Genomic DNA, 26,410 nt, shown 5'->3' on the forward strand with positions numbered 1-26,410 from the left:
ATGAACGAAATGTTTCCATTAGCAAGTGCCGCCGGGATGACCGTCGGCCTTGCCGTTTGTGCTCTGGCGATTGGCCTGGTGCTGGCGATGATCTTTGCGGTTTGGGAGTCAGCGAAATGGCGTCCCGTCGCGTGGGTTGGCACCGGACTGGTCACCCTTCTGCGTGGATTACCGGAAATTCTGGTGGTCCTGTTCATCTATTTCGGCTCTTCACAGCTGCTGCTGATGCTGTCCGACGGCTTTACGCTGAACCTCGGTTTTGCGCAGATCCCGGTGCAGGTGCAGATTGAAAACTTCGACGTCAGTCCGTTCCTCTGCGGCGTGATTGCGCTGTCCCTGCTCTATTCCGCTTACGCGTCGCAGACCCTGCGAGGTGCGCTTAAAGCGGTGCCGGTGGGTCAGTGGGAATCCGGCCAGGCGCTTGGGCTGTCTAAAGCCGCCATTTTCTTCCGCCTGGTGATGCCGCAAATGTGGCGTCATGCGCTGCCGGGGCTGGGTAACCAGTGGCTGGTGCTGCTGAAAGATACCGCGCTGGTGTCGCTTATCAGCGTGAACGATTTGATGCTGCAAACCAAAAGCATCGCCACCCGGACCCAGGAACCGTTTACCTGGTACATCGTGGCGGCGGCGATTTACCTCGTCATCACCCTGCTCAGTCAGTACATCCTCAAACGCATTGACCTGCGCGCGACTCGCTTTGAACGGAGGCCAGGCTGATGCTTGAGTATTTACCCGAACTGCTGAAAGGGCTGCATACCAGCCTGACGCTGACCGTAGCCTCAATTGTGCTGGCGCTGATCCTGTCGTTGATTTTCACCATCATTCTGACGCTGAAAACGCCGGTGCTGGTGTGGATTGTCCGCGCCTACATCACGCTGTTTACCGGCACGCCGCTGCTGGTGCAAATCTTCCTGATTTACTATGGCCCGGGCCAGTTCCCGCAGTTGCAGAACTATCCTGCGCTGTGGCATTTGTTCTCCGAACCCTGGCTGTGCGCCATGATCGCCCTGTCGCTTAACAGCGCCGCGTATACCACGCAGCTGTTCTTTGGTGCGATCCGCGCCATTCCGGAAGGCCAGTGGCAATCCTGTGGCGCGCTGGGGATGAGCAAGAAAGACACGCTGGCCATTTTGCTGCCATATGCCTTTAAGCGCGCCCTCTCCTCTTACTCCAACGAAGTGGTGCTGGTGTTCAAGAGTACCTCTCTGGCCTACACCATCACGCTGATGGAAGTGATGGGCCACGGGCAGTTGCTGTACGGACGCACCTACGACGTGATGGTATTTGGTGCCGCCGGTCTGGTGTATCTGGTGGTCAACGGTTTACTGACGTTGATTATGCGTCTCGTTGAGCGCAAAGCGCTGGCGTTTGAACGCCGCAATTAAACTGCATAAAATATCGACAACAAAGCGGACCCTCACCAGAGCGTCCGCTTTTTTTTATTTCACAACGAAATAGTTAATCATTTTTATTGCATACAAATTCACAAAATGGCAAGGTAAGTCCTATGCCACAGAGACGGCACAACATCATAAGATTGACCGACGGGAGCTTTACCATGAAGAAACTTATTCTGGCAGCGCTGCTTGCCACCTTCGCCACAGGCGCGGCTGCGGCAGAGAAAATCAGCTTTGGCGTATCCGCCACCTATCCACCGTTTGAATCCCTTGATGCCAATAACCAGATTGCCGGTTTTGATATCGATCTGGCCAAAGCCTTATGCAAACAAATGCAGGCGGAATGCACCTTCACCAACCACGCGTTTGACAGCCTGATCCCGTCGCTGAAATTCAAAAAATATGACGCGGTGATCTCCGGTATGGACATTACCCCGGAGCGCAGCAAACAGGTGGCGTTTACCGACCCGTACTACGCCAACTCGGCGCTGGTGATTGCGAAAAAGGGCGAGTTCACCTCTTTTGAGCAGCTGAAAGGCAAACGTATCGGCATGGAAAACGGCACCACGCATCAGAAATATCTGCAGGATAAGCACCCGGAAGTGAAAACCGTGGCCTATGACAGCTACCAGAATGCGATCATCGACCTGAAAAATGGCCGTATCGACGGTGTGTTTGGCGACACGGCAGTGGTCAATGAATGGCTGAAAACCAACCCGCAGCTGGGTGTCGCAACGCCAAAAGTGACCGATCCGCAGTACTTCGGCACTGGCCTTGGGATTGCCGTGCGTCCGGATAACAAGGCGCTGCTGGAAAAACTGAACGGCGCGCTGAAAGCCATTAAAGCCGACGGGACGTACCAGAAAATCAGCACTCAGTGGTTCCCGCAATAAGCCATTGATGCATTGAAATTAAAAAGCCGGGCAATCAATCGCCCGGCTTTTTACTGCCCATCGTTTAGAGCGGCACGTAAAAGCGGAAACACGCTCCCGGTGTCACATCCATCAAACGAATGCCGCCGCCGTGCAATTCCAGCATCCGGCGCACAATAAGCAGTCCCAGTCCGCCGCGATCTTCACGCGCGCTTCGAGCGTTGAGCGCCGAAGGACGCTGGAATAGCTGTTCGCGCAATGCCTGCTCAATGCCCGGCCCGCTGTCCGCGACTTCCACCTGCAGCTGGGCGTTTTCCTGCCATATGCGAAGCTGAATAGTGCCGCCGACCGGGGTGTGGCGCACCGCGTTGTCCAGCAAATTGGTCACCACGCGCTCAATCATCGACACGTCGGCATTCACCAGCGGTAGTGAACGCGGCATTTCCACCTGCAGTTTTAACTGTCGCGTTTCGATGGCCAGGTCGAATTTTTGCGCCACGTCCTGAATCAGTTCGCCGATGGCAAATCGTTCCAGTTGCGGCTTGATGCCGCCGTGCTCAAGTTTCGCTAACTCAAACAGCTGTTGCGACAGATGCCGCACTTTGTGCCCCTGACGAAGCGCAATCGCCAGATACTGACGGTTATCCTCTGGCGACAGCGTGTCGGCTTTCATCGACAACGTTTCCAGATAACCCAGCAGTGAGGTCAGCGGCGTACGCAAATCATGGGAGATGTTGGCGATAAATTCGCGGCGCTGGCGATCGCTGTCAGAAAGTTGATCCCACTGGCTGGCAATTTTGCGCGCCAACTCGATAAAGGTGTTGTGCAGAATAGCCACTTCGTTGGCCGGTTCAGTTTCCGGCGTTTGCTGCGCCAGCTGTTTGATGGCGCTAATGCTGTCCTGATCCAGACCACGCACGTCCGCCGTCAGCTGTTTCACCGGACGCGTCACCCAGTACCAGACCATCACGCCCGCCAGCAAACCAAACAGCGCCACCAAAAGCAGCGACCACAGTACCGTGCTCCACAGCGCTTTCTGCCAGGCGCTGTCGGAAAGCGCGTTGAGATCTTCGCCCTGCAAAATAATGTACAGATAGCAGTGCAGTTCGCCGTTGAATCTTACCGGCGCAACGCTGAACACTTTTTCTTTATCCAGACTGCGCGGATCGTCACCAAAAATAGGCCACGCTGCGCCGCCGAGGAAAGTCTGCAATGGCGCGATGTCGATTTTCTGCCGCTTCACATGGCCCGCTGGCGCGGCGTCGGCCAGCAATTCCCCTTCGGGTGAGACCAGATACAGCTCCACGCTCGGGTTAAGCGTCATCAGCCGGGTAAATAACATTTGCAGCGTCTGGCGGTTCACGTCGCCCTGTTTATCCAGCAGCGGCTCGCTGTTAACGATCTGCTGCGCCAGCCCGGCGGACAAACGTTGCACCATCGCGCTACCGTACTGGCTGGTGCTGTACAGCTGCACGCTGCATGCCGCCACCGCGCAGAGCAGCAAGATTGCGGTAAAGACCAGCGTCAACCGCTGGCTGAGGCTGAGGCGGCGGATCATATCGCGTGCTCCGTTTTCTCACTGGCGAACTTATAACCTTTCCCCCACACCGTCAGGATAATTTCCGGCTCGGCGGGGTCGCGCTCGATTTTGATGCGAAGGCGGTTGATATGGGTGTTGACGGTGTGCTCGTAGCCTTCATGCTGATAACCCCAGACGCGGTCCAGTAGCGACAGACGCGAAAACACTTCGCCGGGATGGCGGGCAAACCAGTACAGCAGATCGAACTCGCGCGGCGTCAGCTCGATAATGTCCCCGCGCAGGCGCACTTCGCGGCTCAACGGATCAATGTTCAGCCCGTGACAGGCGATGTGCCCGCCTTCCATGCGAATGTTCTGCCCCATCGCCTCCTGGCGACGAAACAGCGCTTTCACGCGCGCAATCAGCTCAAGCACCGAAAACGGTTTGGGCAGATAGTCATCGGCCCCCATTTCGAGGCCCAGCACGCGGTGCGTCTCACTGGTTCGCGCGCTGATGATGATCACCGGCAGGTAGCGCGTCATCTGACGAATGCGGCGGCAAATCTCCAGGCCGTCGACGCCGGGCAACATTAAATCGAGGATAACGGCATCCCAGACCTGTTTTTCCAGCTGAACCAGCGCCTGATGGCCATCCGCTTCGTGGACAATCTGGTAACCCTCATCCTGCAGGTTTAGCCGCAGCAAGGTCGCGATATCCTGATCGTCTTCCACCAGCAGTATTTTCTTTGGGTTATTCATCGCGTTTCACCAACAGTCTTTTCTCCAAGCTTAACGCAGGCGGGCACCGCAAGTTATCACATTTTATTTAAACTTCCGTGAGGATGTGGTGATAAGAAATCCCGCATGCTGGTGACATGTCATTCACGGAGAGCCGACCATGTCCCGGATGCGTTCCAAAACGATTCACCCGCTCTGGCTGCGCTGCTGCCATTGGGTTAACGCCATCGCCATCGCGGGCATGATGTTCAGCGGCTGGCGCATTTATAACGCCTCTCCGCTGTTCGGTTTCTCCTTCCCGGCGGAAATCACGCTCGGCGGCTGGCTCGGCGGCGCATTGCAGTGGCATTTCGCCATGATGTGGGTGCTGGTGATTAACGCCACCGTCTATTTGTCGCTCGGCATTATCAGCGGCCATTTCAAACATAAATTCTTCCCGCTGTCGCTGCGTGAATTATTCAATGACCTGCAACAGGCGCTGCGCGGCAAACTTCAGCATGCCGACCTCAGCCATTACAACATGGTGCAAAAGCTGGCCTACGGCGGCGTAATTCTGCTGGGCATCGGGCTGGTGTTGTCCGGCCTGGTGCTGTGGAAATCGGTTCAGTTTTCCCTGCTGCGGGAGCTGCTTGGCGGCTACGAAGCCGCGCGTTATATCCACTTTTTCTGTATGAGCGCCATGGCGTTGTTCGTGGTTATCCATTTGCTGATGGTGCTGCTGGTGCCACGTACGCTGCTCGCCATGCTACGGGGCCGTTAAGGAGAACAGATGAAAAAGCCCGGTTTTCTTTCCGACAGTGACGCCCGCGACCTGGTGAAGGACGCAGAAAAGTTACTCAGCCCGGACCGCCGACGCGTGCTGCGCCAGGGGCTGACCCTCGGCGGCATCATGATGCTGACCGGTTGCGACATTAGCGATAACGAAAGCGTCGAGACTGCGCTGTCCCGCATGTCCCGCTTTAACGACCGGGTGCAGGGTTTTCTGTTCAGCCACCGCAATCTGGCACCTGAATATAAAGCGTCCGAGATAACCCGTCCGTTCCCGTTTAACGCCTTTTATGGCTGGGATGACATTCCACAGATTGATGGTCGTGATTTCCAGCTGGAAATAAGGGGCCTGGTGCGCGACACCAAACGCTGGACGCTGCCGGAGCTGTATCACATGCAGCAGGTCAGCCAAATCACCCGCCATATTTGCGTTGAAGGCTGGAGCGCCATCGGCAAATGGGGCGGCGTGCCGTTCGCTCATTTCTTACAGCTGATTGGTGCGGATATGCGCGCGAAATATATCAGCTTCCGCTGTGCGGATGATTATTACACCAGCATTGATATGGCCACTGCATTACATTCGCAAACCCTGCTGGCCCTGACCTGGGATAACAAAATTCTCCCTCCGGAATACGGCTATCCGATGAAAATCCGTATTCCGACCAAGCTCGGCTACAAAAACCCAAAACACGTTTTATCCATCGAAGTCACCAATCGTTTCCCGGGCGGTTACTGGGAAGACCAGGGTTACAACTGGTTTGGTGGCAGTTAAACCCAGAAGCACTTCACAACGTAAAAATGAGGAATTCCCATGAAAAAATTAATGCTTGCAGCTGCTGCCTTCTCTGCCCTGGTGATGTTTAACGTTCAGGCCGCCGACAGCATGAGCAAAGACAGTATAGCGAAAGACAATATGTCGATGTCCCACGACGGTATGGCCAAAGACGGGATGTCAAAACCCCACGATAAAATGTGCAAAGACGGCATGTGCAAGGATGGGATGAAGAAAGACGGGATGAAGAAGGACGCCATGAAAAAAGACAGCATGGGCAAAATGGACAACATGTCGAAAGACGGCATGAAAAAGGATGAGATGAAGAAAGATGAGATGAAAAAAGAGAGTATGTCTAAATAAGCTGGCTGGCAGGCCGGGCGTGGCGTAGTCGCCGCCCGGCCTCATTTTAACGGTGAATCAACAGCGTCAGTACTTCGTAATGCGCAGTGTGAGGGAACATATCAAACAGCTGCACGCGTGATACCCGGTACGCCGGCAGATAGCTGAAATCTTTCGCCATCGACTGCGCGTTGCAGCTGGAATAGATAATAAACGGCGGCGCCATGTCGCTGAGGTAGTCGCATAACGCTTTGCCAATCCCACGGCGCGGCGGATTCACCAGCACCAACTCCGGCACGCTACCCTGATCGGTCGCAAACTGCGTGGAATCGAGCGCCTGAAAATGCAGATTTTGTAGTCCCAGTTCCGCAGCCGACTGCTTTGCACAGGCAATGGCTTCCGCTGAGATTTCTATTCCGGTCAGCTGCATTTCTGGCGTGGCGCAGTGCAACCCAAAACCGCCCACGCCGCAAAAGAGATCCCACATATGCTGAACCGGTAAGGCTCGCACCCAATCGCGCGCGGTGGCATACAATTCACTCGCCACCGTCGGGTTAGTCTGGAAGAAACTTTGCGGACGGATCCACAGCGGCACGTCGTTGAAACGCTCGGCCAGCGCCTGCTGGTCAGTGAGGAAAATCTCCTGCTCGCCTTCCATGATTGCCATGTGCACCGGCTGGATATTCACTGAAATCACTTTCAGCTGCGGCAATTGAGCCTGTAATGACGGCAACGCCGCGCGCAGCTGTTCCAGTTTGGCATCAGAGCGCAGAACAAAGCGCAGCATCATTCCGCCATCGAGCTGGCTTTCGGTCAGCAGCAGATATTTCAGCTCCCCACGCTTACGCGCGACGTTATACGGCGTCAGGCCCGCGCGGGCGATAAACGGTTTCAGGGCGGTAAATACCGGGGCAAACGAGGCGGGATACAGCGGGCAGTCGCATAAATCTTCCGGCGTGCCGTCGCGATGCAGCATCCCGAGCAGCGGTTTTTCGACGCTGCCGCTGACGACCATTTTGGCTTTGTTACGAAAACCCATTTCCGGGCCGCTAACCGGTGCGCACCACTCTTCTACCGTCGAGAACGACAGCAGTTGCTGAAGATCCGCCATTTTGGCGGCAAGCTGTTGGGATACCGGCTGTTCGAGCCACTGACAGGAGCGACAGCGTCCGGCATCATAGAGTGCGCACTGCATACAAAGACCTTTGAAATTCCAGGGGCCGGGATTGTATCACCGTTATTGCAGACGGAAAAACCGACGGCTGGCGGCGGGCACAAAAAGCAGCATCAGCACCAGAATATCAGGCAGTTTTTGCATCACCAGCGAACGTAAAATTTCGCGTTTGGATTCGCCCGCAATGCTGAACAGTTCTGGATAACCATAACCCAGTGACGCGGACCACAGATAGCCGGCGGCAATAACCTGGGTCAGGAAGTAGATCCAGCGCGCCCAGTTTCGCCCTTTGACCAGCGAAAATGCACACCAGATTTCCACAAAAACCAGCACCAGACTCGCCATAAACACCAGCGTTAGCGTCCAGGTTTGAACGCTACGGCGCACGAATTCCACCATGCCCAGGGGGCCCAGCAGATTAAGGATCATCAGCAAATCCAGCGCACGAATCAGGATAATCGCGAGCGCCGCCACCTGCACCATCGCAGGGACGTTCAGACGAGCATGTGAATGTCGGGTTTTAGAAAAGAATCGCAATTGTGGCCTTCCATGAAAACGTCTCCCCGGGAAGCCCGAGGAGACGATGACACAACGCTTTAGATTTTAAGCGGTTCAGCCGCGTCTTGCACGCTGGATATCGCGTACACGCTGCTTTTCAGACCTTGCCATGATGAACCAGGCGATTAAACCAACAATCCCGACCACGCCAAGGATAAGCGTCGCCAGGGCATTGATTTCTGGGTTAACCCCCATACGCACGTTGGAGAACACCAGCATCGGCAAGGTGGTTGCGCCCGGCCCGGAAACAAAGCTGGCGATAACCAGGTCGTCCAGCGACAGCGTAAACGCCAGCAGCCAGCCGGAAACCACCGCAGGCATAATCATCGGCAGCGTGATCACGAAAAAGACCTTCTGCGGCGTCGCGCCAAGATCCATCGCCGCCTCTTCAATTGAGCGGTCAAGCTCACGCAGTCGCGACGAAATCACCACCGCCACGTACGCGGTACAGAAGGTGACGTGCGCCAGCCAGATGGTGAACATCCCACGATCGGACGGCCAACCGGTGGCGTGCCCGAGTGCCACGAACAGCAACAGCAGCGACAAGCCGGTGATCACATCCGGCATAACCAGCGGCGCGGTTATCATAAACGCAAAGCCGTTTGAACCGCGGAAGCGCCCGAAACGCACCATCACCACCGCGGCGATAGTGCCGAGAATGGCCGCCATCGTCGCCGCACAGGCGGCAATGGTCAGGCTCAGGCCCACGGCGCTCATCATCGCATCGTCACGGAACAGTTCGCCGTACCAGCGCGTTGACCAGCCCGCCCACACCGTCACCAGCCGGGAACTGTTGAAGGAATAGATAACCAGCATCAGCATTGGCGCGTAAAGGAACGAGAACCCGAGGATCAGAATCAAAATACGCCACGGCGAGCGAACGACCGGTAAGTTGTTCATCCGTGTTCCCCCATCTGTTTTTGCTGATGTTTGTGGAACCACATAATCGGCACAATCAGCAGCAGCAACATCACCACCGCCACTGCCGAGGCAACCGGCCAATCGCGGTTATTAAAGAACTCCTGCCACAGCACGCGGCCAATCATGATGGTGTCCGGGCCACCGAGCAGTTCCGGGATAACAAACTCCCCTACTGCCGGAATAAAGACCAGCATCGACCCGGCGATAATCCCGCCTTTGGTCAACGGCACGATCACGCTGAAGAAGGTTTTCAGCGGCTTCGCGCCCAGGTCCAGTGAGGCTTCCACCAGCGAGTAATCAATGCGGGTCAGTGCGGTGTAAATCGGCAGCACCATAAACGGCAGATAGGCATACACAATCCCGATGTATACCGCCAGATTGGTGTGCAGAATTTCCAGCGGCTGATGGATAATCCCAGTCCACATCAGGAAGTTATTCAGCACGCCATTACTTTTCAGGATCCCCATCCATGCATACACGCGAATAAGGAACGAGGTCCACGACGGCAGAATCACCAACAGCAGCAGGATGTTCCGCGTTGACGTCTTACTGTGCGCCACCGCCCACGCCAGCGGGTAGCCGAGCAGCAGGCAGAAAACGGTCGAAATCGCCGCCACCTGCAACGACTGCAAATATGCCTCGATGTACAGCGGATCGTCCGTCAGTTGCAGGAAGTTGCCGATATTAAGCGTCAGGGTTATCTGGTCATCGGCCCATTCCCACAGGTCGGTATACGGGGGAATAGCACGCGCCATTTCCGCCAGACTGATTTTAAAGACAATCAGAAACGGCAGTAAAAACAGCAGGAACAGCCACAGATACGGCAGCGCGATCACCAGTTTTCGCCCGTGCTTCATCTGCATTTTCGACATATACGCGGCAAAGCCGCCAGGCTGTTTTGCACGAACCGGAGGTTCTAATGTACTCATTGCGCCCTCCTCTATACCGTCAGGACCACACAGCTGTCCGCATCCCAGCACAGACGCACTTCATCGCCCCAGGTCGGCAGACCTTTACGATAGCGATGCTCGTTCTGTAACTGGGCGCTGATCATCTGGCCGCTTTTCAGGCGCACGTGATAAATCGACAGATCGCCGAGATAGGCGATGTGCACCACTTCGCCGACCGCAAAGTTGTAGCCGTCGGCCGGGGGCTCCTCGCAGAGCATGATTTTTTCCGGACGTAGCGCCACGTACACCGGCACGTTATCCAGCACCGATGCGTCGACATCCACCTTCAGCGGATGCATCAGCCCCGGCGAGTCAATCACCAGCCCTTGTTCCTGGCGCTCTTTCAAAAGCCCTTCGAACACATTCACCGAGCCGATAAACTCGGCGCTAAAACGGGTGGTCGGATGCTCGTAAATCTCTTCCGGTTCGCCGGTCTGCACGAACTTACCGCGGTTCATGATTGCGATGCGCCCGGCCATGGTCATCGCCTCTTCCTGGTCATGCGTCACCATCACGCAGGTCACGCCGACGCGTTCAAGAATATCCACCACTTCGAGCTGCATCCGGTCGCGCAGTTTTTTATCCAGCGCGCCCATCGGTTCGTCGAGAAGTAATAATTTTGGCCGTTTGGCGAGGCTGCGGGCCAGCGCCACCCGCTGACGCTGACCGCCTGAAAGCTGGTGCGGCTTGCGTTTGGCAAACTCCTGCATGTGGACGAGGCTGAGCATTTCCTGCACCCGGGCAGTAATTTCCGCTTTCGGCAGCTTGTCCTGCTTCAGCCCAAAGGCGATGTTCTGCTCCACCGTCATGTGCGGAAACAGCGCGTAGGACTGGAACATCATATTGATTGGGCGCTGATACGGCGGCACCTGCGACATATCGACGCCATCCAACACAATCTGCCCGGCGGTAAGGGTTTCAAAACCTGCCAGCATACGCAGCAGCGTCGATTTTCCGCAGCCTGATGGGCCGAGCAGAGCAAAAATTTCGCCTTTATAAATGGTAAGGCTCACGTCATCGACGGCGTGCTGCCCGTCAAAGGATTTGGTCAGATTGCGGATTTCCAGCAGCGGGGTCAGCGCTTTAGGTGTTTTCGCATGTGGGCGTGGGATTGCGTCAGTCACGATGTTGCTCTCCGGCAAAAAACAAACATTTGCATGGTCCGGTGCCATACAAAGAACATCACAGTGCAGCTGCACTGACCTGGTGCGTTTTATTCTTGCCCGGTGGCATGGAGCTCACCGGGCAAAGCGGGTTTACTTCCCGGTTTTTACTTTGGTCCAGGAACGGGTGACCACGCGGTCAATTTTCGGTGACAGCACGCTCTGGGTGAACAATTTCGCCCGCACGTCCGCTGGCGGATAAATACCCGGGTTATCACGCACTTCAGCACTCAGTAACGGCGTGGCGGCTTTGTTGGCGTTAGCGTAATAAACGTGATTACTGATATTCGCCACCACGTCCGGACGCAGCAGGTAATTCAGGAACTGATACGCTTCATCGGTATTTTTTGCATCTTTAGGAATGGCGAACATATCGAAGTACACCATCGCCCCTTCCTTCGGAATGGTGTAGGCAATGTTCACGCCGTTTTTGGCTTCTTTCGCGCGGTTTGCTGCTTGCAGAATATCGCCTGACCAGCCAATCGAGACGCAAATATCGCCATTCGCCAGGTCGTTAATGTACTGAGAAGAATGGAAATAACGGATAGACGGACGCAGCTTCAACAGCAGATCGTTCGCCGCGCCGGTGTAATCTTTCGGATCTGAACTGTTCGGGTCTTTGCCGAGATAATGCAGCACTGCAGCATAGATTTCGCTTGGTGCATCAAGGAATGAAACGCCACAGCTTTTCAGTTTTTCGAGGTTCTCAGGCTTGAGGATAAGGTCCCAGCTGTTCACCGGCGCATCTTTGCCAAGTGCCGCTTTCACTTTATCGACGTTGTAGCCAATGCCGGTGGTGACCATCATGTACGGAATACCGTATTTATTATCGTGGTCGTTTTGCGCCACCAGCTTGAGCATTTCTGGATCGAGATTTTTGTAATTCGGCAGTTTGCTCTTATCAATCGGCTGGAAAATGCCCGCCTGCGACTGACGCTCAAGGAACTGTGACGATGGCACCACGAGGTCATAACCGGTGCTGCCCGCCATTAATTTACCTTCCAACACTTCGTTGGAGTCAAATACGTCGTAAACCACTTTAATGCCGGTTTCTTTGGTGAAGTTCGCCAGCGTGTCCGGCGCGATATAATCAGACCAGTTATAAATATGCAGCGTTTTTTGTTCAGCGGCGAGCGTGCTTGCAGAGACAGCCATCAGCGCACCTGTAATCAGACCCGTTAACCATTTCTTACTTAAGGCGGTCATATCTCTTTTCCTTATCAACGTCCGGTAACATGGACTAAAATATACGCACAGCGGTGCATGCAAAAATCATGCATATTTTGTCAGTCTGCAAAGAAAAGGAGAGAGCTTCTCTCCCGGCCGGCATTGCTCGTGATTGCCTCAGGATATTACGCGCCGCATCACCGTAAACGCAGTGTTTCACGCGCCCTGTTAAGGCTTCGCAAGAATAACTTTAGCCAGGGTTCGAGGCTATAGCTCGGGTTAAAAAACGCCTTTTATCAATTTTTTATGCAAGATCACTTTATGCCGTAAGCCAACAGGGGCAATAGAGTGGTGAATAATTCTTTAAGAAGTGGTTAACAGCAGAATATTGGCGGGTTTTACGCAGTCGCGCTGGTGGCGACTGCGTTGATAACGAGGGACTTTAGTGAAGAAAATGGAATTGTGACTCTTCCATCTGTTGCTCTTCTTCTTCGTCCCCTTTAAACAGCAGCTGGTGCGATGCGGCCTCGAGGATAACCATCGATACCTGCTCTTCGCTCTGGCGGAAGAACCATTCGAACTGTTCGCGCGTGACGCCCACGTTGACCGACAGCGTCTGGCAAACCACCAGCTTTGGCAGGTTATCATCCTGAATGTCGAGGAACGCTTTCACCGTCAGCGAACTGGCGTTGATAGAGGAGAGATCGGAGGCCAGCGGCAACAGTGCTGAAGGCTTCACTTCCGCCAGCGCCGAGAACAGCACGACGTTGTCGAGCAGATCGAGCTTAGCATCGAAAATGCCCTCAAAATTCTGCATGTGCGGCAAGTGCAGCGCCTGACAGGTATCGCACTCATAGAAGCTGATGCCCATTTCGTCGAGCCATTGACGTAGCGTATCCAGACCCGGAACGACGAGTGAATCCATAAACCCTGAAACCTCTTGCTGTGAAATGAAAGCGTAATCCGAATGAAACGCGTATTAGGGTACGCAAAAATGCATCCAGAAGCTACGACACCGACGAAATCCTGCGCTATCCGCCCGTTTTAAGACAAAAGCCTGGCTGGGCGTAGCGCTCGATCCACTGGATCATTTTACCCGCGATATCGACCCCAGTGGCTTTTTCGATCCCTTCCAGCCCCGGTGACGCATTAACTTCCATCACCAGCGGCCCGCGATTGGCGCGTAAAATATCGACCCCGGCCACGTCCAGCCCCAGCGTTTGCGCCGACTTAATGGCAATTTCGCGCTCCAGCGGCGTAATCTCAGCCACGGTGGCCACGCCGCCGCGATGCAGGTTCGAGCGGAAATCGCCCGGTTTGGCGCAACGTTCAATGGCCGCCACCACTTCATCACCCACCACGAAGCAGCGAATGTCGCAGCCTCTGGCCTCCTGAATGTATTCCTGCACCAGTATGTGCGCGTTCAGGCCACGAAAGGCATCAATCACGCTTTCCGCCGCCTGCCGCGTTTCGGCCAGCACCACGCCAATGCCCTGCGTGCCTTCCACCAGTTTCACTACCAGCGGCGCACCACCGACCATATCGATCATATCGCTGGTGTCATCCGGCGAGTGAGCAATGCCGGTAATCGGTAAGTCGATTCCCTGGCGCGCCAGCAGTTGCAGCGAGCGCAGCTTGTCGCGAGCGCGAGTAATCGCGACCGATTCATTCAGTGGATAACTGCCCAGAATTTCAAACTGACGCAGCGCGGCGGTGCCATAAAAGGTGATTGCCGAGCCAATGCGGGGGATCACCGCATCGAAATATGGAAGCTGGCGGCCCTTATAGTGAATGGAGGAAGCCGCCGGACTGATGTTCATATAGCAGGAAAGCGGGTCGAGGATTTCGACCTGATGGCCGCGCTTTGACGCGGCCTCGCGCAGACGTTTACAGGACCAGAGCGTTCCGTCCCGGGACAAAATGGCTATTTTCACCCTGCACCTCACTGTGATGGCCTGAAAAGGCCCGGCACATAATACCGCCGATGTTAGCGGATAGCCCAGCCCTGCTTGTGAAGATAGTCGAGAATAAACGGACGGGTTTCTTTCACGATAGTGCGACGAATGTGGTCACTCCAGGTATCGGCCCGGGTATTACTGTCGCGTGACAGATAGTAATTCGCCACTTCTTCGTCGTAACGCGCCAGCTCGGCGGCATCGACTGGCTGGTAGTGGTTTTCGTGCACCACGATACTGGCTGGCAAACGTGGTTTAGTACCCGGTTCGTCCGCAGGCCAGCCGAGGCACATGCCAAACAGTGGCAGCATGTGCTGCGGCAGCTTCAGCAGTTCAGTCACCGATTCGATGCTGTTACGAATACCGCCAATATACACCCCGCCCAGTCCCAGCGATTCCGCAGCGACCATAGCGTTTTGCCCCATCAGCGCGGTATCCACCGTACCGAGCAGCAGCTGTTCCGCGCGGCCTAAATGGGCATCGGGGCAAATTTGCAGATGGCGGTTAAAGTCGGCGCAGAAAATCCAGAACTCCGCGGCTTTCGCCACATGCTGTTGTCCGCCGGTCAGCGTCACCAGCTGCTCGCGCATCTGTGGGTCAGTCACGCGCACAATGGAACTGCATTGCAAAAAGCTTGAGCTGGCCGCCGCCTGCGCACTGGCAATAATGGCTTCACGTTGCGCCTGGGTAATTGGCTCGTCGGTAAAATGGCGAATGGAACGGTGGCTTAAGAGCAAATCAATGGTCGGCGTCATTACGTTTTTCCTGGTCAGGCGAAGTCGGTTTATCGTTACGTTGCATGAGCTGTGGAGCAATGGTCTGCGCCATACCGCGAAACAGTGCAACCGCGGCAGGGAGCATCAACAGTATGCCCACAAATATCATGATTAGCCCCGCCATTGGGCTGGAGAACGGTGCGGGCAAGGCGACATAGTCTTTAAGAGAAAGCCAGGCCAGTACCAACATCACCATGCCAATGGCTTCGAGGATAAGCACGCTTTTTGGGAGAGCGCCAAGTGAGCGCATAGTCAGTCTCCGGTCATCGAGTATAACGGGGAGGATAGCAACTGTGTTTGGCGAAACAAGCCCTCTGCACAGGCCTAAATAATTCGCGTGCAGCAACCTGCAGTATGACAAATATCGGGTTAAGCCATCGGAACAAAAGGTAGAACCTTCTTTCAACGAGACGCCAGGACGGGCATGATACCGCAATTCGCCGAAAGGCTCAGTTTCAGGAGAGAAAACGATGTTTACCGTTATTTTTGGTCGCCCGGGTTGCCCTTACTGTGTTCGCGCTAAAGAACTGGCAGAAAAACTGACCGCCGAGCGTGATGATTTTAACTTCCGTTATATCGACATTCATGCAGAAGGGATCAGCAAAGCCGATCTCGAGCAAACCGTCGGCAAACCGGTAGAAACCGTACCGCAGATTTTCGTTGATCAGACTCACATCGGTGGTTTTACCGAATTTGAAGCCTGGGCTAAAGAAAACCTGGGTCTCTACGCATAAGTGTCAATGTGGGCGTCACTGGCGCCCACGTCTTGCCTTTATCATCCCGCTGACAAACAAGAAACACAGCGCCCCCAGCGCACACCAAAACACCGCACTGAAAATCCACGCCAGTTCCTGCCAGAAAGACCTGTCCGCAAATACCCAATAACGCATCAGCACCAGACACACCGGCGTCGCCAGTATCGCTCCGACTAACGGTACCAATACCCGCTGCTTTGATGACAGAAAACTCGCCACCGCACCGGGAATAATAAAGAACAGCAGGCCCAGCTCAGCATGACCAGACGCCCGAACGGCACCTTTTACATGCAGTAACAGAAAAAGACACACCACAATAAAGAGGACAAAACAACAGATAACGCCCGCCCAACCTCGCTCAGATCTCAAAATTCCTCCTGACTTTGTCTCTATCAAACTTCAACTACCTCCAGTTGGATAAAGTTTCCGGCAATCCCTGCCGTGAAGCACCTACTTAAGGACAAACGATTGTTACTAGCCGCGGCAATCAGGAACGATTAAACTAGCGGCCTTAATTTGATGGTGAAAAACAGGCCGCCACATATTAGATTTTTCCTGGCTACCCGGGAAAAACCTTAGCCCAAATAGCCATTCCTTTCAACAACTTACTCGTAAACAAGAAGTTAGCTTCCGTGAATATAAACGTCGCAGACTTGTTAAATGGGAATTACATCCTGTTATTATTTGTGGTACTGGCGCTGGGCTTGTGTCTTGGCAAATTGCGCTTTGGATCCATCCAACTTGGTAATTCCATTGGCGTTTTAGTGGTCTCTTTGTTATTAGGCCAACAGCATTTTAGTATTAACACTGATGCCCTAAATCTGGGCTTTATGCTGTTTATTTTCTGCGTCGGTGTAGAAGCTGGACCCAACTTTTTTTCCATATTTTTTCGTGATGGCAAGAACTATCTGATGCTGGCGCTGGTCATGGTAGGCTCTGCGCTGATGATGGCGCTTGGCCTCGGCAAGCTGTTTGGCTGGGATATCGGCCTCACCGCCGGGATGCTGGCAGGGGCAATGACCTCCACGCCGGTGCTCGTTGGCGCCGGTGATACCCTGCGCCACTCTGGCATGAAAGGCGACGAACTCGCGCTGGCACTCGATCATTTGAGCCTCGGCTACGCTCTGACCTACCTGATTGGTCTGGTGAGTCTGATCCTCGGCGCCCGCTATCTGCCAAAATTCCAGCATCAGGACCTGCAAACCAGCGCCCAGCAAATCGCCCGCGAGCGCGGCCTGGACACCGATTCCAACCGTAAAGTGTATCTGCCGGTGATCCGCGCCTATCGCGTCGGGCCTGAGCTGGTCGCCTGGACCGACGGCAAAAACCTGCGTGAACTGGGCATCTATCGTCAGACCGGCTGCTACATCGAACGTATTCGTCGCAACGGCATTCTCGCGAACCCGGATGGCGACGCAGTGCTGCAAATGGGCGATGAAATTGCCCTGGTAGGCTATCCGGATGCGCATGCACGCCTCGACCCGAGTTTCCGTAACGGGAAAGAAGTCTTCGACCGCGATCTGCTCGACATGCGCATCGTCACCGAAGAAGTGGTGGTGAAAAACCATAACGTGGTGGGCCGCCGTCTGGCGCAAATTAAGCTGACCGATCACGGCTGCTTCCTGAATCGCGTGATCCGCAGCCAGATTGAGATGCCAATCGACGACAGCATCGTGCTCAATAAGGGCGACGTATTACAGGTCAGCGGCGATACGCGCCGCGTGAAAACCATCGCCGACCGTATCGGCTTTATCTCAATTCACAGCCAGGTCACCGACCTGTTAGCCTTCTGCGCGTTCTTTATCGTCGGCCTGATGATCGGCATGATCACCTTCCAGTTCAGTTCCTTCAGCTTTGCCATCGGTAACGCGGCCGGATTACTGTTCGCCGGGATCATGCTCGGCTTCCTGCGCGCCAACCACCCGACTTTCGGTTACATCCCGCAGGGTGCACTGAACATGGTGAAAGAATTCGGCCTGATGGTGTTTATGGCAGGCGTCGGTTTAAGCGCCGGGAGCGGCATTGGACACGGCCTCGGCGTTGTCGGCGGCCAGATGCTGGTAGCAGGCCTGGCGGTCAGCCTGGTACCCGTGGTTATCTGCTTCCTGTTTGGCGCATACGTACTGCGAATGAACCGGGCGATGCTGTTTGGCGCAATGATGGGCGCCCGAACCTGCGCCCCAGCGATGGAAATTATCAGTGATACCGCACGCAGTAATATCCCTGCGCTGGGCTACGCAGGCACCTACGCCATCGCTAACGTGTTGTTAACCCTGGCAGGTACGCTGATTATCGTCATATGGCCCGGCTTGGGATAAATCTGAAGAATGCAATAAGCAGAAAAAAAAAGTGTGAACTACCGAACTTTCTGAAGAGGCGGTAGTCATAATTAGTGCCACTGCTTTTCTTTGATGTCCCCATTTTGTGGAGCCCATCAACCCCGCCGCTCTTCGGTTCAAGGTTGATGGGTTTTTTGTTGCCTGAAATTCGGGGGGCTTCAAAAGTAGTCACCTGGTCCGATTCCGTTCTTCATATTTATCATCGGTTTCAGCACCCTTCCCCACTGAGAATCCTCTGAAACAAACACTGCAATTTATAAGCCGAAGACTGGGCGACTAAGCTGAAAGTTTACGTTTTGAGGAGGTGCTATGAGCCATCATTCAGATCAATCAAGCCAGTTCCCAACCCCACCATTTAAAGAACAACCTCAGGAAGCGCCTGGCCTCGCGTCTGAAATGACACCGCAACCCGATCATGGTGAAGCCAGTTATGTTGGCACCGGCAGGCTGGCGGGCAAAAAGGCGCTGATTACCGGAGGAGACTCGGGCATTGGCCGGGCCGTCGCCATTGCGTTCGCCCGGGAAGGTGCCGATGTCGCCATCAATTATTTGCCAGAGGAAGCGGCGGATGCTGATGACGTCATTGCCCTGATAAAGGCCGAAGGCAAAAACGCCGTCGCACTTCCCGGAGATATTCGGGATGAAGCCTTTTGTAAATCATTGGTTGATGATGCTATTAGCGCGTTGGGCGGACTGGATATTCTGGTGAATAACGCGGGTCGTCAGCAGTATTGTGAATCCCTCGAAGATCTCACTACCGAGGCATTTGATGCGACTTTTAAAACCAATGTATATGCGCCATTCTGGATAACCAGGGCGGCACTACCGCACCTGAAATCGGGGGCTTCGATCATTAATACGTCCTCTGTTCAGGCGTATCAGCCGAGCGCCATTTTGCTGGATTATGCCCAGACCAAGGCCTGCCTGGCGGTATTTACCAAAGCGCTGGCGAAGCAGCTCGGACCGAAAAATATCCGGGTGAATGCGGTAGCGCCTGGACCGTACTGGACCGCGCTTCAGCCCAGCGGAGGTCAGCCGCAGGAAAAGGTCCGCGAGTTTGGTAAAAGCGCGCCGTTGGGACGTCCCGGTCAGCCCGTTGAGATAGCGCCGCTTTATGTCACCCTGGCCTCAGATGCCTGCTCATATGCGTCAGGTCAGGTGTGGTGCTCCGATGGCGGTACGGGCACCCTCTGATCCGCGCTATCGAAACCAGAAGCCGTTCACCAGGCTTCTGGTTCTCTCACCATATGCACAATATTGCACGGGCTCATAATCCATCCGCCCCTAAATCCCTCAGGTAAAAGCTCAACGCTATCGCAGCGGGTGACGCCCTGCTCCGCCAGATGTTTTTCGGCGTGTTTAAAATCAGGGGTGAACAATTCCAGCCAGATCTCGGCCTGACTCATTGCCGGGGCTTCATCAATCCACAATCGGTTTGGGCCGAGGATAAACCCGGTAGCCGGTGCTTTATCCGTAATTTCCTCCAGCCCGATCGTGTTGCGATAGAAATCCAGCGTCTGCTGATACTGATGCGACGGCACTTTGAGCGCGATATCAATTCCACCTTTCATCTCTGCTTTCATAACGTGTGCTCCTGATTCAGGGTTAACGATAAGGTGATGCGTCTGACAAACCCTGAGTATGTCGCAAGATTCGTCGACTCGCCTCGCCTTGCATCAGCCCCTTTATTACCCATACTTTTGTCAGGTCCGGCAAATGTGTGAGGAAACGCGATGTTACTTCAGGGCAAAGTCGTGGTGATTTTCGGAGGCAGCGGCGCGATTGGCAGCGCGGTTGCGCAGGCGATGGCGCGGGAAGGTGCGCAGGTGCATCTTGTTGCCCGGCATCAGGATAAGCTGGACCGGGTGGCGAACAGCATCCGCTCTGCGGGTGGCACGATTGACACCTGTGTGATGGACGTTCTCGACGAGCAAATCACCGTTGATAAAACAGCGCTGCTGGCTCAACAGACCGGCGGGTTTGATGTGGTGGTGAATGCCACCGGCTTTATGCACGATCAGGGCAAAAACATTTTTGCGTTGTCGCTGGCTGAGTTCAGACAAGGGTTCGATCCGTTTTTGTCGGCGCTGTTCACTATTTCAAAAGCGGTCGCGCCGTTTATGGGTGGCGACCGGGCGGGCGTATTCCTGACGGTCGTTGCTCCGGCGGGTGGGATGGTGATGCCGAATCATCTCGGCCATATTGTCGGCTGCGCCGGGACGGAAGCCTTTGTTAAAGCCCTCGCCAGCGAGCTGGGTCCGAAGAATATCCGCACCATTTGCGTGCGCTCTCACGCGATTGTCGATGCGGTTCAGGCAGGTTCGTATACCGGGGAAATTTTCACGCCAAAAGCGCAGGAGATGGGACTCACGGTGGACCAGTGGCTGGGTGGCGCGGCGCAAAGCACGATGCTCAAGCGGCTGCCTACGCTTGCACAAGTGGCGGAAGTGATGACATTTCTGGCCTCGGATTCTGCCAGCGCCATGACCGCGACGGTGGTCAATATGACGGCGGGCGCAACCACCAGCTGACGTGCGCCGCGGTTATATCGCCGCTATTCTGCCCACCATCTGGCGGATGTCTGCCCTGCCAAGCGGAGTCCGGTCGGTGACGAAATGCAGCGTCATGCCTTCGATAAATGCGTCCAGCGCGCGGGCCGTCGCCGGGTCAAACCACTGCTCAAGCACCTGTTGGCTGTGCTGCATCCAGTTTTGCATAACGTTTTTCAGCGCCGGTTTGCAGCCAATGAACGCATAAAGTTGATACATCAATTCCATGTTTCGCGTCGTCGTCACCTGAGCGCTGAGAATTAACTGGGTGATCGCATCGCAGGCTTCCTGCGGCGACGTGACGTCTGCAAAAAACGCTTTGTACTGCACCAGCATTTCATCGGTAAAACCGGTGAAAGCCTCTTCCAGCAGCGCATCTATCCCGCTGAAATAATAGGTCATTGAACCGAGCGGCACATCGGCACAGGTGGCGATTTTACGGTGCGTCACGGCCTGGATACCGTGGCGGGCGATGGTGTCCAGCGTCGCGAGCAGGATCCTCTCCCGGCGCTGCGGATCGTTCGGTCGGCGTGCCATAATTTTTCCTTTTGCGATTTGTGTACAAATGTACACAACCTTGCTAGTGTTGTCTCTCCCTCTTTTTCTACAGGCAGTTTACGGATGACGTCGCATTCCTCCCGCCGGGCCCTGCAATTGCGCATGTGGGCACTGTTTATGTTCTTCTTTTTACCGGGCTTGTTGATGGCGTCGTGGGCCACCCGCACCCCCGCCATTCGCGACATTCTCTCGGTGAATACTGCCGGAATGGGCATCGTACTGTTCGGCCTGTCAATAGGTTCGATGAGCGGCATTCTCTGTTCCGCGTGGCTGGTCAAACGCTTTGGTACACGCAAAGTCATCCGCACCACGATGTCCTGCGCGTTGGTGGGCATGGTGATGCTCAGCCTGGCACTGTGGCTCGCGTCTCCGCTGTTTTTCGCCTTCGGCCTGATGGTGTTCGGCGCCAGCTTCGGCTCTGCCGAGGTGGCGATTAACGTGGAAGGCGCGGCGGTTGAGCGCGAGATAAACAAAACCGTGCTACCGATGATGCACGGCTTCTACAGCCTCGGCACGCTGGTCGGCGCGGGTATCGGCATGGCGCTGACGGCGTTTGGCCTGTCGGCCACCATCCATATTCTGCTGGCTGCGCTCTGCGGCATCGCGCCGATTATTATTGCCATTAAAGCCATTCCGGACGGTACCGGTAAAAACTCCGCCGAGAACAGCATCCATAACGAGAAAGGCGTGCCGTTCTATCGCGACGGTCAGTTGATGCTGATTGGCGTGGTGGTGCTGGCGATGGCGTTTGCGGAAGGCTCCGCCAACGACTGGCTACCGCTGTTGATGGTTGACGGTCACGGCTTCAGCCCGACCTCCGGCTCATTGATTTACACAGGATTTACCCTCGGCATGACCGTCGGACGCTTTACCGGCGGCTGGTTTATCGACCGCTACAGCCGCGTCGCAGTGGTTCGCGCCAGCGCCATTATGGGGGCGCTCGGCATTGCGCTGATTATCTTCGTCGACGTCGATTGGGTCGCTGGCGTGTCGGTCATTCTCTGGGGACTGGGCGCGTCTCTTGGTTTCCCGCTGACCATTTCCGCCGCCAGCGATACCGGCCCGGACGCGCCAACCCGCGTCAGCGTCGTCGCCACCACCGGCTATCTGGCGTTCCTCGTTGGCCCGCCGCTGCTTGGTTTCCTTGGCGAACATTATGGCCTGCGCAGCGCCATGCTGGCGGTGTTATCCCTGGTCATCGTCGCCGCGCTGGTGGCTCGCGCGGTGGCAAAACCTGAATCTGAACCTGTGACGGAGCGTGCGTGATGAGTATCAAACTGATTGCCGTAGATATGGATGGCACCTTTCTCAGCGATGAGAAACGCTACAACCGGGCACGTTTTCTCGCCCAGTATCAGCAGATGAAGGCGCAGGGCATTCGCTTTGTGGTCGCCAGTGGAAACCAGTACTGGCAGCTCATTTCATTCTTTCCTGAAATTGCTGACGAAATCGCCTTTGTTGCCGAAAACGGCGGCTGGGTATGGGATGCGGACGAGGACGTGTTTAACTGCGAATTGCCGCAGACGCATTTCAAAAAAGTCGTCGATTTTCTGAATACCCTGCCAGATGTGGAAATCATCGCCTGCGGCAAGCGCAGCGCCTACACCCTGAACCGTTATGATGACGAACTCAAAGCCATGGCCGCGCGGTATTACCATCGTCTTGAGCTGGTCGACAGCTTTGATAATCTTGACGATACGTTCCTGAAATTTGGCCTCAACTTGCCAGACCGGCTGGTGCCTGACGTCCAAAAAGCGCTGCACGAAGGCGTGGGCGATGTGATGACAGCGGTAACCACCGGCCACGGTAATATCGACTTAATCATTCCCGGCGTGCATAAAGCCAACGGCCTGCGCCTGTTGCAGCAGCGCTGGGGCATTGATGACAACGAAGTGGTGAGCTTTGGCGACAGCGGAAATGACCTCGAAATGTTGCGTCAGGCCGGGTTTGGTTTTGCGATGCAGAATGCGAATGAGGCGGCCATTGCGGCGGCTAACCATCGTGCGCCGCATAATAACGAAGAAGGCGTGTTGCAGGTGATTGATCAGGTTTTGAATCGGGAAGCGCCGTTTCATTAATCCGTTGGCCCGGCAGACATTGCGTCGCCGGGCGCAACCTCCGCCCTACTGCCGTGAGTCGCCGACCGTTTTATCGTTCAGGAAGTAGACAATCAGCCCCAGCCAGATAATGCCGTTCGCGAGGTTAAACACGCTGAACAGGCCATTGCCGCCGAACTGGTAAGCGTGTTTGCTGACTTCAATGCCGACGGTGAAAATCAACATCTGCAACATGCCCATCGCCGCCGATACCGTGCCTTTGCTCATGTCGCTGGCGAACAGCGTCAGACGCACCAGCCCGGCGTTAGCCAGGCCAATCCCGAAAGCGTATACGCTCAGGCCTGCGGTCATCCACAGATAGGCATGCGTGGAGACCACCGTTGCCGCCGCAGCCAGAATCAGCCCGGCCATAATCGGCCAGCCACCTGCAATAATCAGCCAGCGCACGCTCCGACGCGACGTCAGCTTCGCCAGCGCAAGGTTACCGAGAATCAGCGCACCAAAAATCGGTACCTGCAACATGCCGTATTCATACGTGGTGGCATGTTCGCCGCTGATAATAATCACCGGCGATTGCGCAATCCACGCCAGCAGCGGCAGGCTGACGAATCCAATCGCCAGCGCTCCGGCAACAAAACGTAGGTTTTTCAGTACCAGGCCGTAATCATGTCCCAGCTCTTTCAGGGAGAGTTTTTCCCCCAACCGGGTCGCCGTTTCCGGCATCGCCCGTTGCAGGCCGAAGAATGAAATTAGCGCCAGCACCGCAAACAGCACAAACATGGTTTCCCACGGCGCGACGTGAACCCAGGCTGCACCCACCAGCGGCCCCAGCAGCGGCGCAATCAGCGCCACGTTCGCCATCAACGCGGTGATTTTGATGCACACCGCCTCCTCGAACGATTCCTGTATCGCGGCATACCCCACCGCGCCGATAAAGCACAGGCTTATCCCTTGCAGGAAACGCAGGAGGGTGAACTGTTCAATATTTTGCGCCAGCAGCGTCGCGAGGCAGGTAATAATGAACCACACCACGCCGGTGAGCATCACCGGACGGCGGCCAATACGGTCCGACAGCGGCCCCAGCAGCCACTGTAAAAACATGCCGCCCGCAAGATAGGCGGTCATCGATGTCGGTACCCATTCCATACCGGCGTTGAACTGCTCGACCACCGTCAACATGCCCGGTTGGATCATGTCATTGCCGATATAGGTTGAGAATTCGTAAAGCACCAGACAGAGCGGGAAAAGTAACGCCTGACGACCGAGGCGTTTACCGGAAAGTGAAGGGTTGTGCATGCAATCTCTTTAAGGTTTCGAAATCGCGAGAAGTGTAATGAATGATGTGAAAAGGCGATAGCAAAAAGTACGGAAAACATCCTGTTACAGCACAATTTTACTTGTTTAAGGTTCGCTTAAGTTCGGGGCCCTATACTGCAACTCTGCAAGCAGAATTGTAAACGCTGCCTGAACAAAAATCGTAATCACCGGACATTTAAGACAATCCCCCTTTACCGCTCCGGCCGCGATTTTTAAGGTGAACATCGTCATCAAACTGTAAGAGTCCGCAAGATATGCTGGAAAATTTGAATTACTCGCTGTTTTACTGGATCAATGGCACCCCGGCGTCGCCGCAGTGGATGATTTCGATGGCGACGTTTATCGCCAAAGATCTGATTAACATCGTCCCGCTACTGGCCGTGGTGCTGTGGCTGTGGGGCCCGCGCGCGCAGGTCTGCGCTCAACGCCAGTTGGTTATTAAAGTGGGAATGGCGATTGGCGTTAGCCTGCTGCTGTCATGGATTGTCGGGCACGTTTTCCCGCATGACAGGCCTTTTGTCGACGGTGTGGGTTATAACTTCCTGCATCACGCGGCGGATGACTCTTTCCCAAGCGACCACGGCACGGTGATTTTCACTTTCGCACTGGCGTTTATGTTCTGGCATCGCCTGTGGTCCGGCGTTGTGTTGCTGGTTGTCGGTGGCGCGATTGCCTGGTCCCGCGTGTACCTCGGCGTGCACTGGCCGCTGGATATGGTTGGCGGTTTCCTTTCCGGTCTGAGCGGTTGTCTCGCGGCGCAGATAATGTGGGTACTATTCGGGCAGGCTATTTATCAACGTTTGCAAGCCATGTACCGTTTTTGCTTCTCGATGCCTATCCGCAAAGGCTGGATACGTGACTAAGACCGGATGCGCAGGTAAAATTGCCGCCAGACCCTCTGCCTGACGCGGAGGGCGTTTCGGTTTACAGGGGTAATATGGAAACACGGCGCGATGAGCGAATCAGTCAGCTTATTCAGGCTCTTAAACGTAGCGATAAGCTCCATCTAAAAGAAGCGGCAGCCCTGCTGGGTGTTTCTGAGATGACGATTCGCCGTGACCTGAACAGCCACAGCGGGCCGGTGGTGTTACTCGGTGGATACGTAGTGCTTGAACCCCGCAGCGCCAGCCATTATTTACTCAGCGATCAGAAAACGCGCCTGGTGGATGAAAAGCGCCAGGCCGCGCGTCATGCAGCGAAATTACTGAAAGCTCATCAGATGGCGTTTTTCGACTGCGGCACCACCACGCCGTGGATTATCGACGCCATTGACGACGAACTGCCGTTTACCGGCGTGTGTTACTCCCTGAATACCTTTCTCTCTTTACAGGAAAAACCGCTGTGCCGCGCCATTCTTTGCGGCGGTGAATTTCATGCCAGCAACGCCATTTTCAAACCGCTTAGCCCGCAGGACACCCTGAGCCATCTTTGCCCCGACATCGCCTTTTATTCTGCGGCGGGCGTGCATGTGCAGCACGGCGCAACCTGTTTTAATCTCGATGAACTGCCGGTAAAACACTGGGCGTTAACCCGCGCACAGCGCCATGTACTGGTAGTCGATCACAGTAAATTTGGGAAGGTACGTCCGGCGAAGATGGGAGAGTTGAGTCGCTTTAACGTCATAGCCAGCGACCGCCGTCCGGATGATGAACTGACGGCGCTGGCCAAGCAGCATGGGATCACGCTGCTATACTCTAAATAATTCGAGTTGCAGGAAGGCAGCAAGCCTGTGAGTCCCCAGGAGCTTACTCAAGTAAGTGACTG

30 protein-coding genes are annotated in these 26,410 nt (G+C 55.2%); 14 read left to right on the forward strand and 16 right to left on the reverse strand.

The features are described from left to right. The 3 genes from artQ (at position 1) to artJ (ending at position 2,290) form a co-directional block, all read left to right on the forward strand. Positions 1 to 717: an arginine ABC transporter permease ArtQ gene (artQ, locus tag MUU51_RS18515; RefSeq protein WP_159773410.1), complete on the forward strand. Its 717-nt coding sequence runs from the start codon at positions 1 to 3 to the stop codon at positions 715 to 717. Next, positions 717 to 1,385: an arginine ABC transporter permease ArtM gene (artM, locus tag MUU51_RS18520; RefSeq protein WP_159773412.1), complete on the forward strand. Its 669-nt coding sequence runs from the start codon at positions 717 to 719 to the stop codon at positions 1,383 to 1,385. The genes artQ and artM overlap by 1 nt, the downstream gene beginning before the upstream one ends. 173 nt (positions 1,386 to 1,558) lie before the next feature. Next, positions 1,559 to 2,290: an arginine ABC transporter substrate-binding protein ArtJ gene (gene artJ, locus MUU51_RS18525; protein WP_159464645.1), complete on the forward strand. Its 732-nt coding sequence runs from the start codon at positions 1,559 to 1,561 to the stop codon at positions 2,288 to 2,290. 64 nt (positions 2,291 to 2,354) lie between these two features. On the opposite strand, the gene MUU51_RS18530 is transcribed toward artJ, so the two are convergent. Then, positions 2,355 to 3,827, reverse strand: coding sequence for a sensor histidine kinase (locus MUU51_RS18530; protein WP_159773416.1), 1,473 nt, complete (start codon positions 3,825 to 3,827; stop codon positions 2,355 to 2,357). Next, a complete protein-coding gene (locus MUU51_RS18535) occupies positions 3,824 to 4,546 on the reverse strand; it encodes a response regulator transcription factor (RefSeq protein WP_159773418.1) in 723 nt (240 codons plus the stop codon). Before MUU51_RS18535 ends, MUU51_RS18530 begins: the two co-directional genes overlap by 4 nt. Before the next feature lie 139 nt (positions 4,547 to 4,685). On the opposite strand from MUU51_RS18535, the gene MUU51_RS18540 reads away from it, so the two are divergent. Genes MUU51_RS18540 through MUU51_RS18550 form a run of 3 tightly spaced genes read left to right on the forward strand, consistent with a single transcriptional unit; the run spans position 4,686 to position 6,428 of the window. Continuing rightward, positions 4,686 to 5,285, forward strand: a complete 600-nt coding sequence (locus tag MUU51_RS18540; RefSeq protein WP_258968327.1) for a cytochrome b/b6 domain-containing protein — start codon at positions 4,686 to 4,688, stop codon at positions 5,283 to 5,285. Between the two features lie 9 nt (positions 5,286 to 5,294). Then, on the forward strand, positions 5,295 to 6,065 hold the full coding sequence (locus MUU51_RS18545; RefSeq protein ID WP_258968328.1) for a molybdopterin-dependent oxidoreductase: 771 nt from the start codon (positions 5,295 to 5,297) through the stop codon (positions 6,063 to 6,065). Positions 6,066 to 6,104: 39 nt separating this feature from the next. Next, a complete protein-coding gene (locus MUU51_RS18550) occupies positions 6,105 to 6,428 on the forward strand; it encodes a pentapeptide MXKDX repeat protein (RefSeq protein WP_159773424.1) in 324 nt (107 codons plus the stop codon). A 46-nt stretch (positions 6,429 to 6,474) separates the two neighbouring features. Here MUU51_RS18550 and rlmC read toward each other — a convergent pair whose 3' ends face one another. The 10 genes from rlmC to MUU51_RS18600 all read right to left on the reverse strand — a co-directional run bounded on the left by rlmC (position 6,475) and on the right by MUU51_RS18600 (position 15,321). Beyond that, positions 6,475 to 7,602 (reverse strand): 23S rRNA (uracil(747)-C(5))-methyltransferase RlmC, encoded by a 1,128-nt coding sequence (gene rlmC, locus MUU51_RS18555; RefSeq protein ID WP_258968329.1) that lies wholly within the window; start codon positions 7,600 to 7,602, stop codon positions 6,475 to 6,477. A 42-nt stretch (positions 7,603 to 7,644) separates the two neighbouring features. After that, the gene (locus tag MUU51_RS18560) at positions 7,645 to 8,064 is read right to left on the reverse strand and encodes a YbjO family protein (RefSeq protein ID WP_159773654.1); all 420 of its coding nucleotides are present in this window, start codon (positions 8,062 to 8,064) and stop codon (positions 7,645 to 7,647) included. Positions 8,065 to 8,193: 129 nt separating this feature from the next. After that, a complete protein-coding gene (gene potI, locus MUU51_RS18565) occupies positions 8,194 to 9,039 on the reverse strand; it encodes a putrescine ABC transporter permease PotI (protein ID WP_258968330.1) in 846 nt (281 codons plus the stop codon). Beyond that, on the reverse strand, positions 9,036 to 9,989 hold the full coding sequence (gene potH, locus MUU51_RS18570; RefSeq protein ID WP_159773428.1) for a putrescine ABC transporter permease PotH: 954 nt from the start codon (positions 9,987 to 9,989) through the stop codon (positions 9,036 to 9,038). Before potH ends, potI begins: the two co-directional genes overlap by 4 nt. An 11-nt stretch (positions 9,990 to 10,000) precedes the next feature. Continuing rightward, positions 10,001 to 11,134 carry a putrescine ABC transporter ATP-binding subunit PotG gene (gene potG, locus MUU51_RS18575; RefSeq protein ID WP_258968331.1) on the reverse strand — a complete coding sequence of 378 codons (1,134 nt, stop codon included), beginning with the start codon at positions 11,132 to 11,134 and terminating at the stop codon, positions 10,001 to 10,003. Positions 11,135 to 11,266: 132 nt separating this feature from the next. Beyond that, positions 11,267 to 12,379 carry a spermidine/putrescine ABC transporter substrate-binding protein PotF gene (gene potF / locus MUU51_RS18580; protein WP_159773432.1) on the reverse strand — a complete coding sequence of 371 codons (1,113 nt, stop codon included), beginning with the start codon at positions 12,377 to 12,379 and terminating at the stop codon, positions 11,267 to 11,269. Positions 12,380 to 12,782: 403 nt separating this feature from the next. Next, complete coding sequence (locus MUU51_RS18585) at positions 12,783 to 13,265, reverse strand: type III secretion system chaperone family protein (protein ID WP_159773434.1); 483 nt, start codon at positions 13,263 to 13,265, stop codon at positions 12,783 to 12,785. A 106-nt stretch (positions 13,266 to 13,371) separates the two neighbouring features. Further along, positions 13,372 to 14,274, reverse strand: coding sequence for a 30S ribosomal protein S6--L-glutamate ligase (gene rimK, locus MUU51_RS18590; RefSeq protein WP_258968332.1), 903 nt, complete (start codon positions 14,272 to 14,274; stop codon positions 13,372 to 13,374). A gap of 53 nt (positions 14,275 to 14,327) precedes the next feature. Then, positions 14,328 to 15,050 carry an oxygen-insensitive NADPH nitroreductase gene (nfsA, locus tag MUU51_RS18595; RefSeq protein ID WP_258968333.1) on the reverse strand — a complete coding sequence of 241 codons (723 nt, stop codon included), beginning with the start codon at positions 15,048 to 15,050 and terminating at the stop codon, positions 14,328 to 14,330. After that, on the reverse strand, positions 15,034 to 15,321 hold the full coding sequence (locus MUU51_RS18600) for a DUF1418 family protein (protein ID WP_258968334.1): 288 nt from the start codon (positions 15,319 to 15,321) through the stop codon (positions 15,034 to 15,036). Before MUU51_RS18600 ends, nfsA begins: the two co-directional genes overlap by 17 nt. A gap of 220 nt (positions 15,322 to 15,541) precedes the next feature. Here MUU51_RS18600 and MUU51_RS18605 point away from each other — a divergent pair, with 220 nt between their 5' ends. Next, positions 15,542 to 15,805 carry a GrxA family glutaredoxin gene (locus MUU51_RS18605; RefSeq protein WP_110509961.1) on the forward strand — a complete coding sequence of 88 codons (264 nt, stop codon included), beginning with the start codon at positions 15,542 to 15,544 and terminating at the stop codon, positions 15,803 to 15,805. Positions 15,806 to 15,820: 15 nt separating this feature from the next. Here MUU51_RS18605 and MUU51_RS18610 read toward each other — a convergent pair whose 3' ends face one another. Further along, positions 15,821 to 16,195 (reverse strand): inner membrane protein YbjM, encoded by a 375-nt coding sequence (locus MUU51_RS18610; protein ID WP_159773442.1) that lies wholly within the window; start codon positions 16,193 to 16,195, stop codon positions 15,821 to 15,823. A 263-nt stretch (positions 16,196 to 16,458) separates the two neighbouring features. On the opposite strand from MUU51_RS18610, the gene MUU51_RS18615 reads away from it, so the two are divergent. Beyond that, positions 16,459 to 18,144, forward strand: a complete 1,686-nt coding sequence (locus MUU51_RS18615) for an aspartate:alanine antiporter (protein WP_159773444.1) — start codon at positions 16,459 to 16,461, stop codon at positions 18,142 to 18,144. Positions 18,145 to 18,474: 330 nt separating this feature from the next. Then, positions 18,475 to 19,359, forward strand: coding sequence for an SDR family oxidoreductase (locus MUU51_RS18620; RefSeq protein ID WP_159773446.1), 885 nt, complete (start codon positions 18,475 to 18,477; stop codon positions 19,357 to 19,359). 26 nt (positions 19,360 to 19,385) lie between these two features. On the opposite strand, the gene MUU51_RS18625 is transcribed toward MUU51_RS18620, so the two are convergent. After that, positions 19,386 to 19,748: a hypothetical protein gene (locus MUU51_RS18625; RefSeq protein WP_159773448.1), complete on the reverse strand. Its 363-nt coding sequence runs from the start codon at positions 19,746 to 19,748 to the stop codon at positions 19,386 to 19,388. 150 nt (positions 19,749 to 19,898) lie between these two features. Here MUU51_RS18625 and MUU51_RS18630 point away from each other — a divergent pair, with 150 nt between their 5' ends. Beyond that, a complete protein-coding gene (locus MUU51_RS18630) occupies positions 19,899 to 20,696 on the forward strand; it encodes an SDR family NAD(P)-dependent oxidoreductase (RefSeq protein WP_159773450.1) in 798 nt (265 codons plus the stop codon). A gap of 12 nt (positions 20,697 to 20,708) precedes the next feature. Here MUU51_RS18630 and MUU51_RS18635 read toward each other — a convergent pair whose 3' ends face one another. Next, positions 20,709 to 21,251 (reverse strand): TetR/AcrR family transcriptional regulator, encoded by a 543-nt coding sequence (locus MUU51_RS18635; protein ID WP_159773452.1) that lies wholly within the window; start codon positions 21,249 to 21,251, stop codon positions 20,709 to 20,711. Between the two features lie 84 nt (positions 21,252 to 21,335). On the opposite strand from MUU51_RS18635, the gene MUU51_RS18640 reads away from it, so the two are divergent. Then, positions 21,336 to 22,538, forward strand: coding sequence for an MFS transporter (locus MUU51_RS18640; RefSeq protein WP_258968335.1), 1,203 nt, complete (start codon positions 21,336 to 21,338; stop codon positions 22,536 to 22,538). Then, positions 22,538 to 23,350 (forward strand): Cof-type HAD-IIB family hydrolase, encoded by an 813-nt coding sequence (locus MUU51_RS18645; protein ID WP_258968336.1) that lies wholly within the window; start codon positions 22,538 to 22,540, stop codon positions 23,348 to 23,350. Before MUU51_RS18640 ends, MUU51_RS18645 begins: the two co-directional genes overlap by 1 nt. A gap of 45 nt (positions 23,351 to 23,395) precedes the next feature. On the opposite strand, the gene MUU51_RS18650 is transcribed toward MUU51_RS18645, so the two are convergent. Then, entirely contained in the window at positions 23,396 to 24,625 is a 1,230-nt protein-coding gene (locus MUU51_RS18650; protein WP_258968337.1) for an MFS transporter, read from the reverse strand. A gap of 275 nt (positions 24,626 to 24,900) precedes the next feature. Between MUU51_RS18650 and ybjG the strand changes: the two genes are divergently transcribed. Both ybjG and deoR read left to right on the forward strand, forming a co-directional pair. After that, positions 24,901 to 25,509 carry an undecaprenyl-diphosphate phosphatase gene (ybjG, locus tag MUU51_RS18655; RefSeq protein WP_159773460.1) on the forward strand — a complete coding sequence of 203 codons (609 nt, stop codon included), beginning with the start codon at positions 24,901 to 24,903 and terminating at the stop codon, positions 25,507 to 25,509. A gap of 74 nt (positions 25,510 to 25,583) precedes the next feature. Further along, positions 25,584 to 26,348 carry a DNA-binding transcriptional repressor DeoR gene (gene deoR / locus MUU51_RS18660; RefSeq protein ID WP_159773462.1) on the forward strand — a complete coding sequence of 255 codons (765 nt, stop codon included), beginning with the start codon at positions 25,584 to 25,586 and terminating at the stop codon, positions 26,346 to 26,348. Positions 26,349 to 26,410 lie beyond the last annotated feature (62 nt).

The organism is Scandinavium manionii (genome assembly GCF_024764775.1).
GTDB classification, from domain to species: domain Bacteria; phylum Pseudomonadota; class Gammaproteobacteria; order Enterobacterales; family Enterobacteriaceae; genus Scandinavium; species Scandinavium manionii.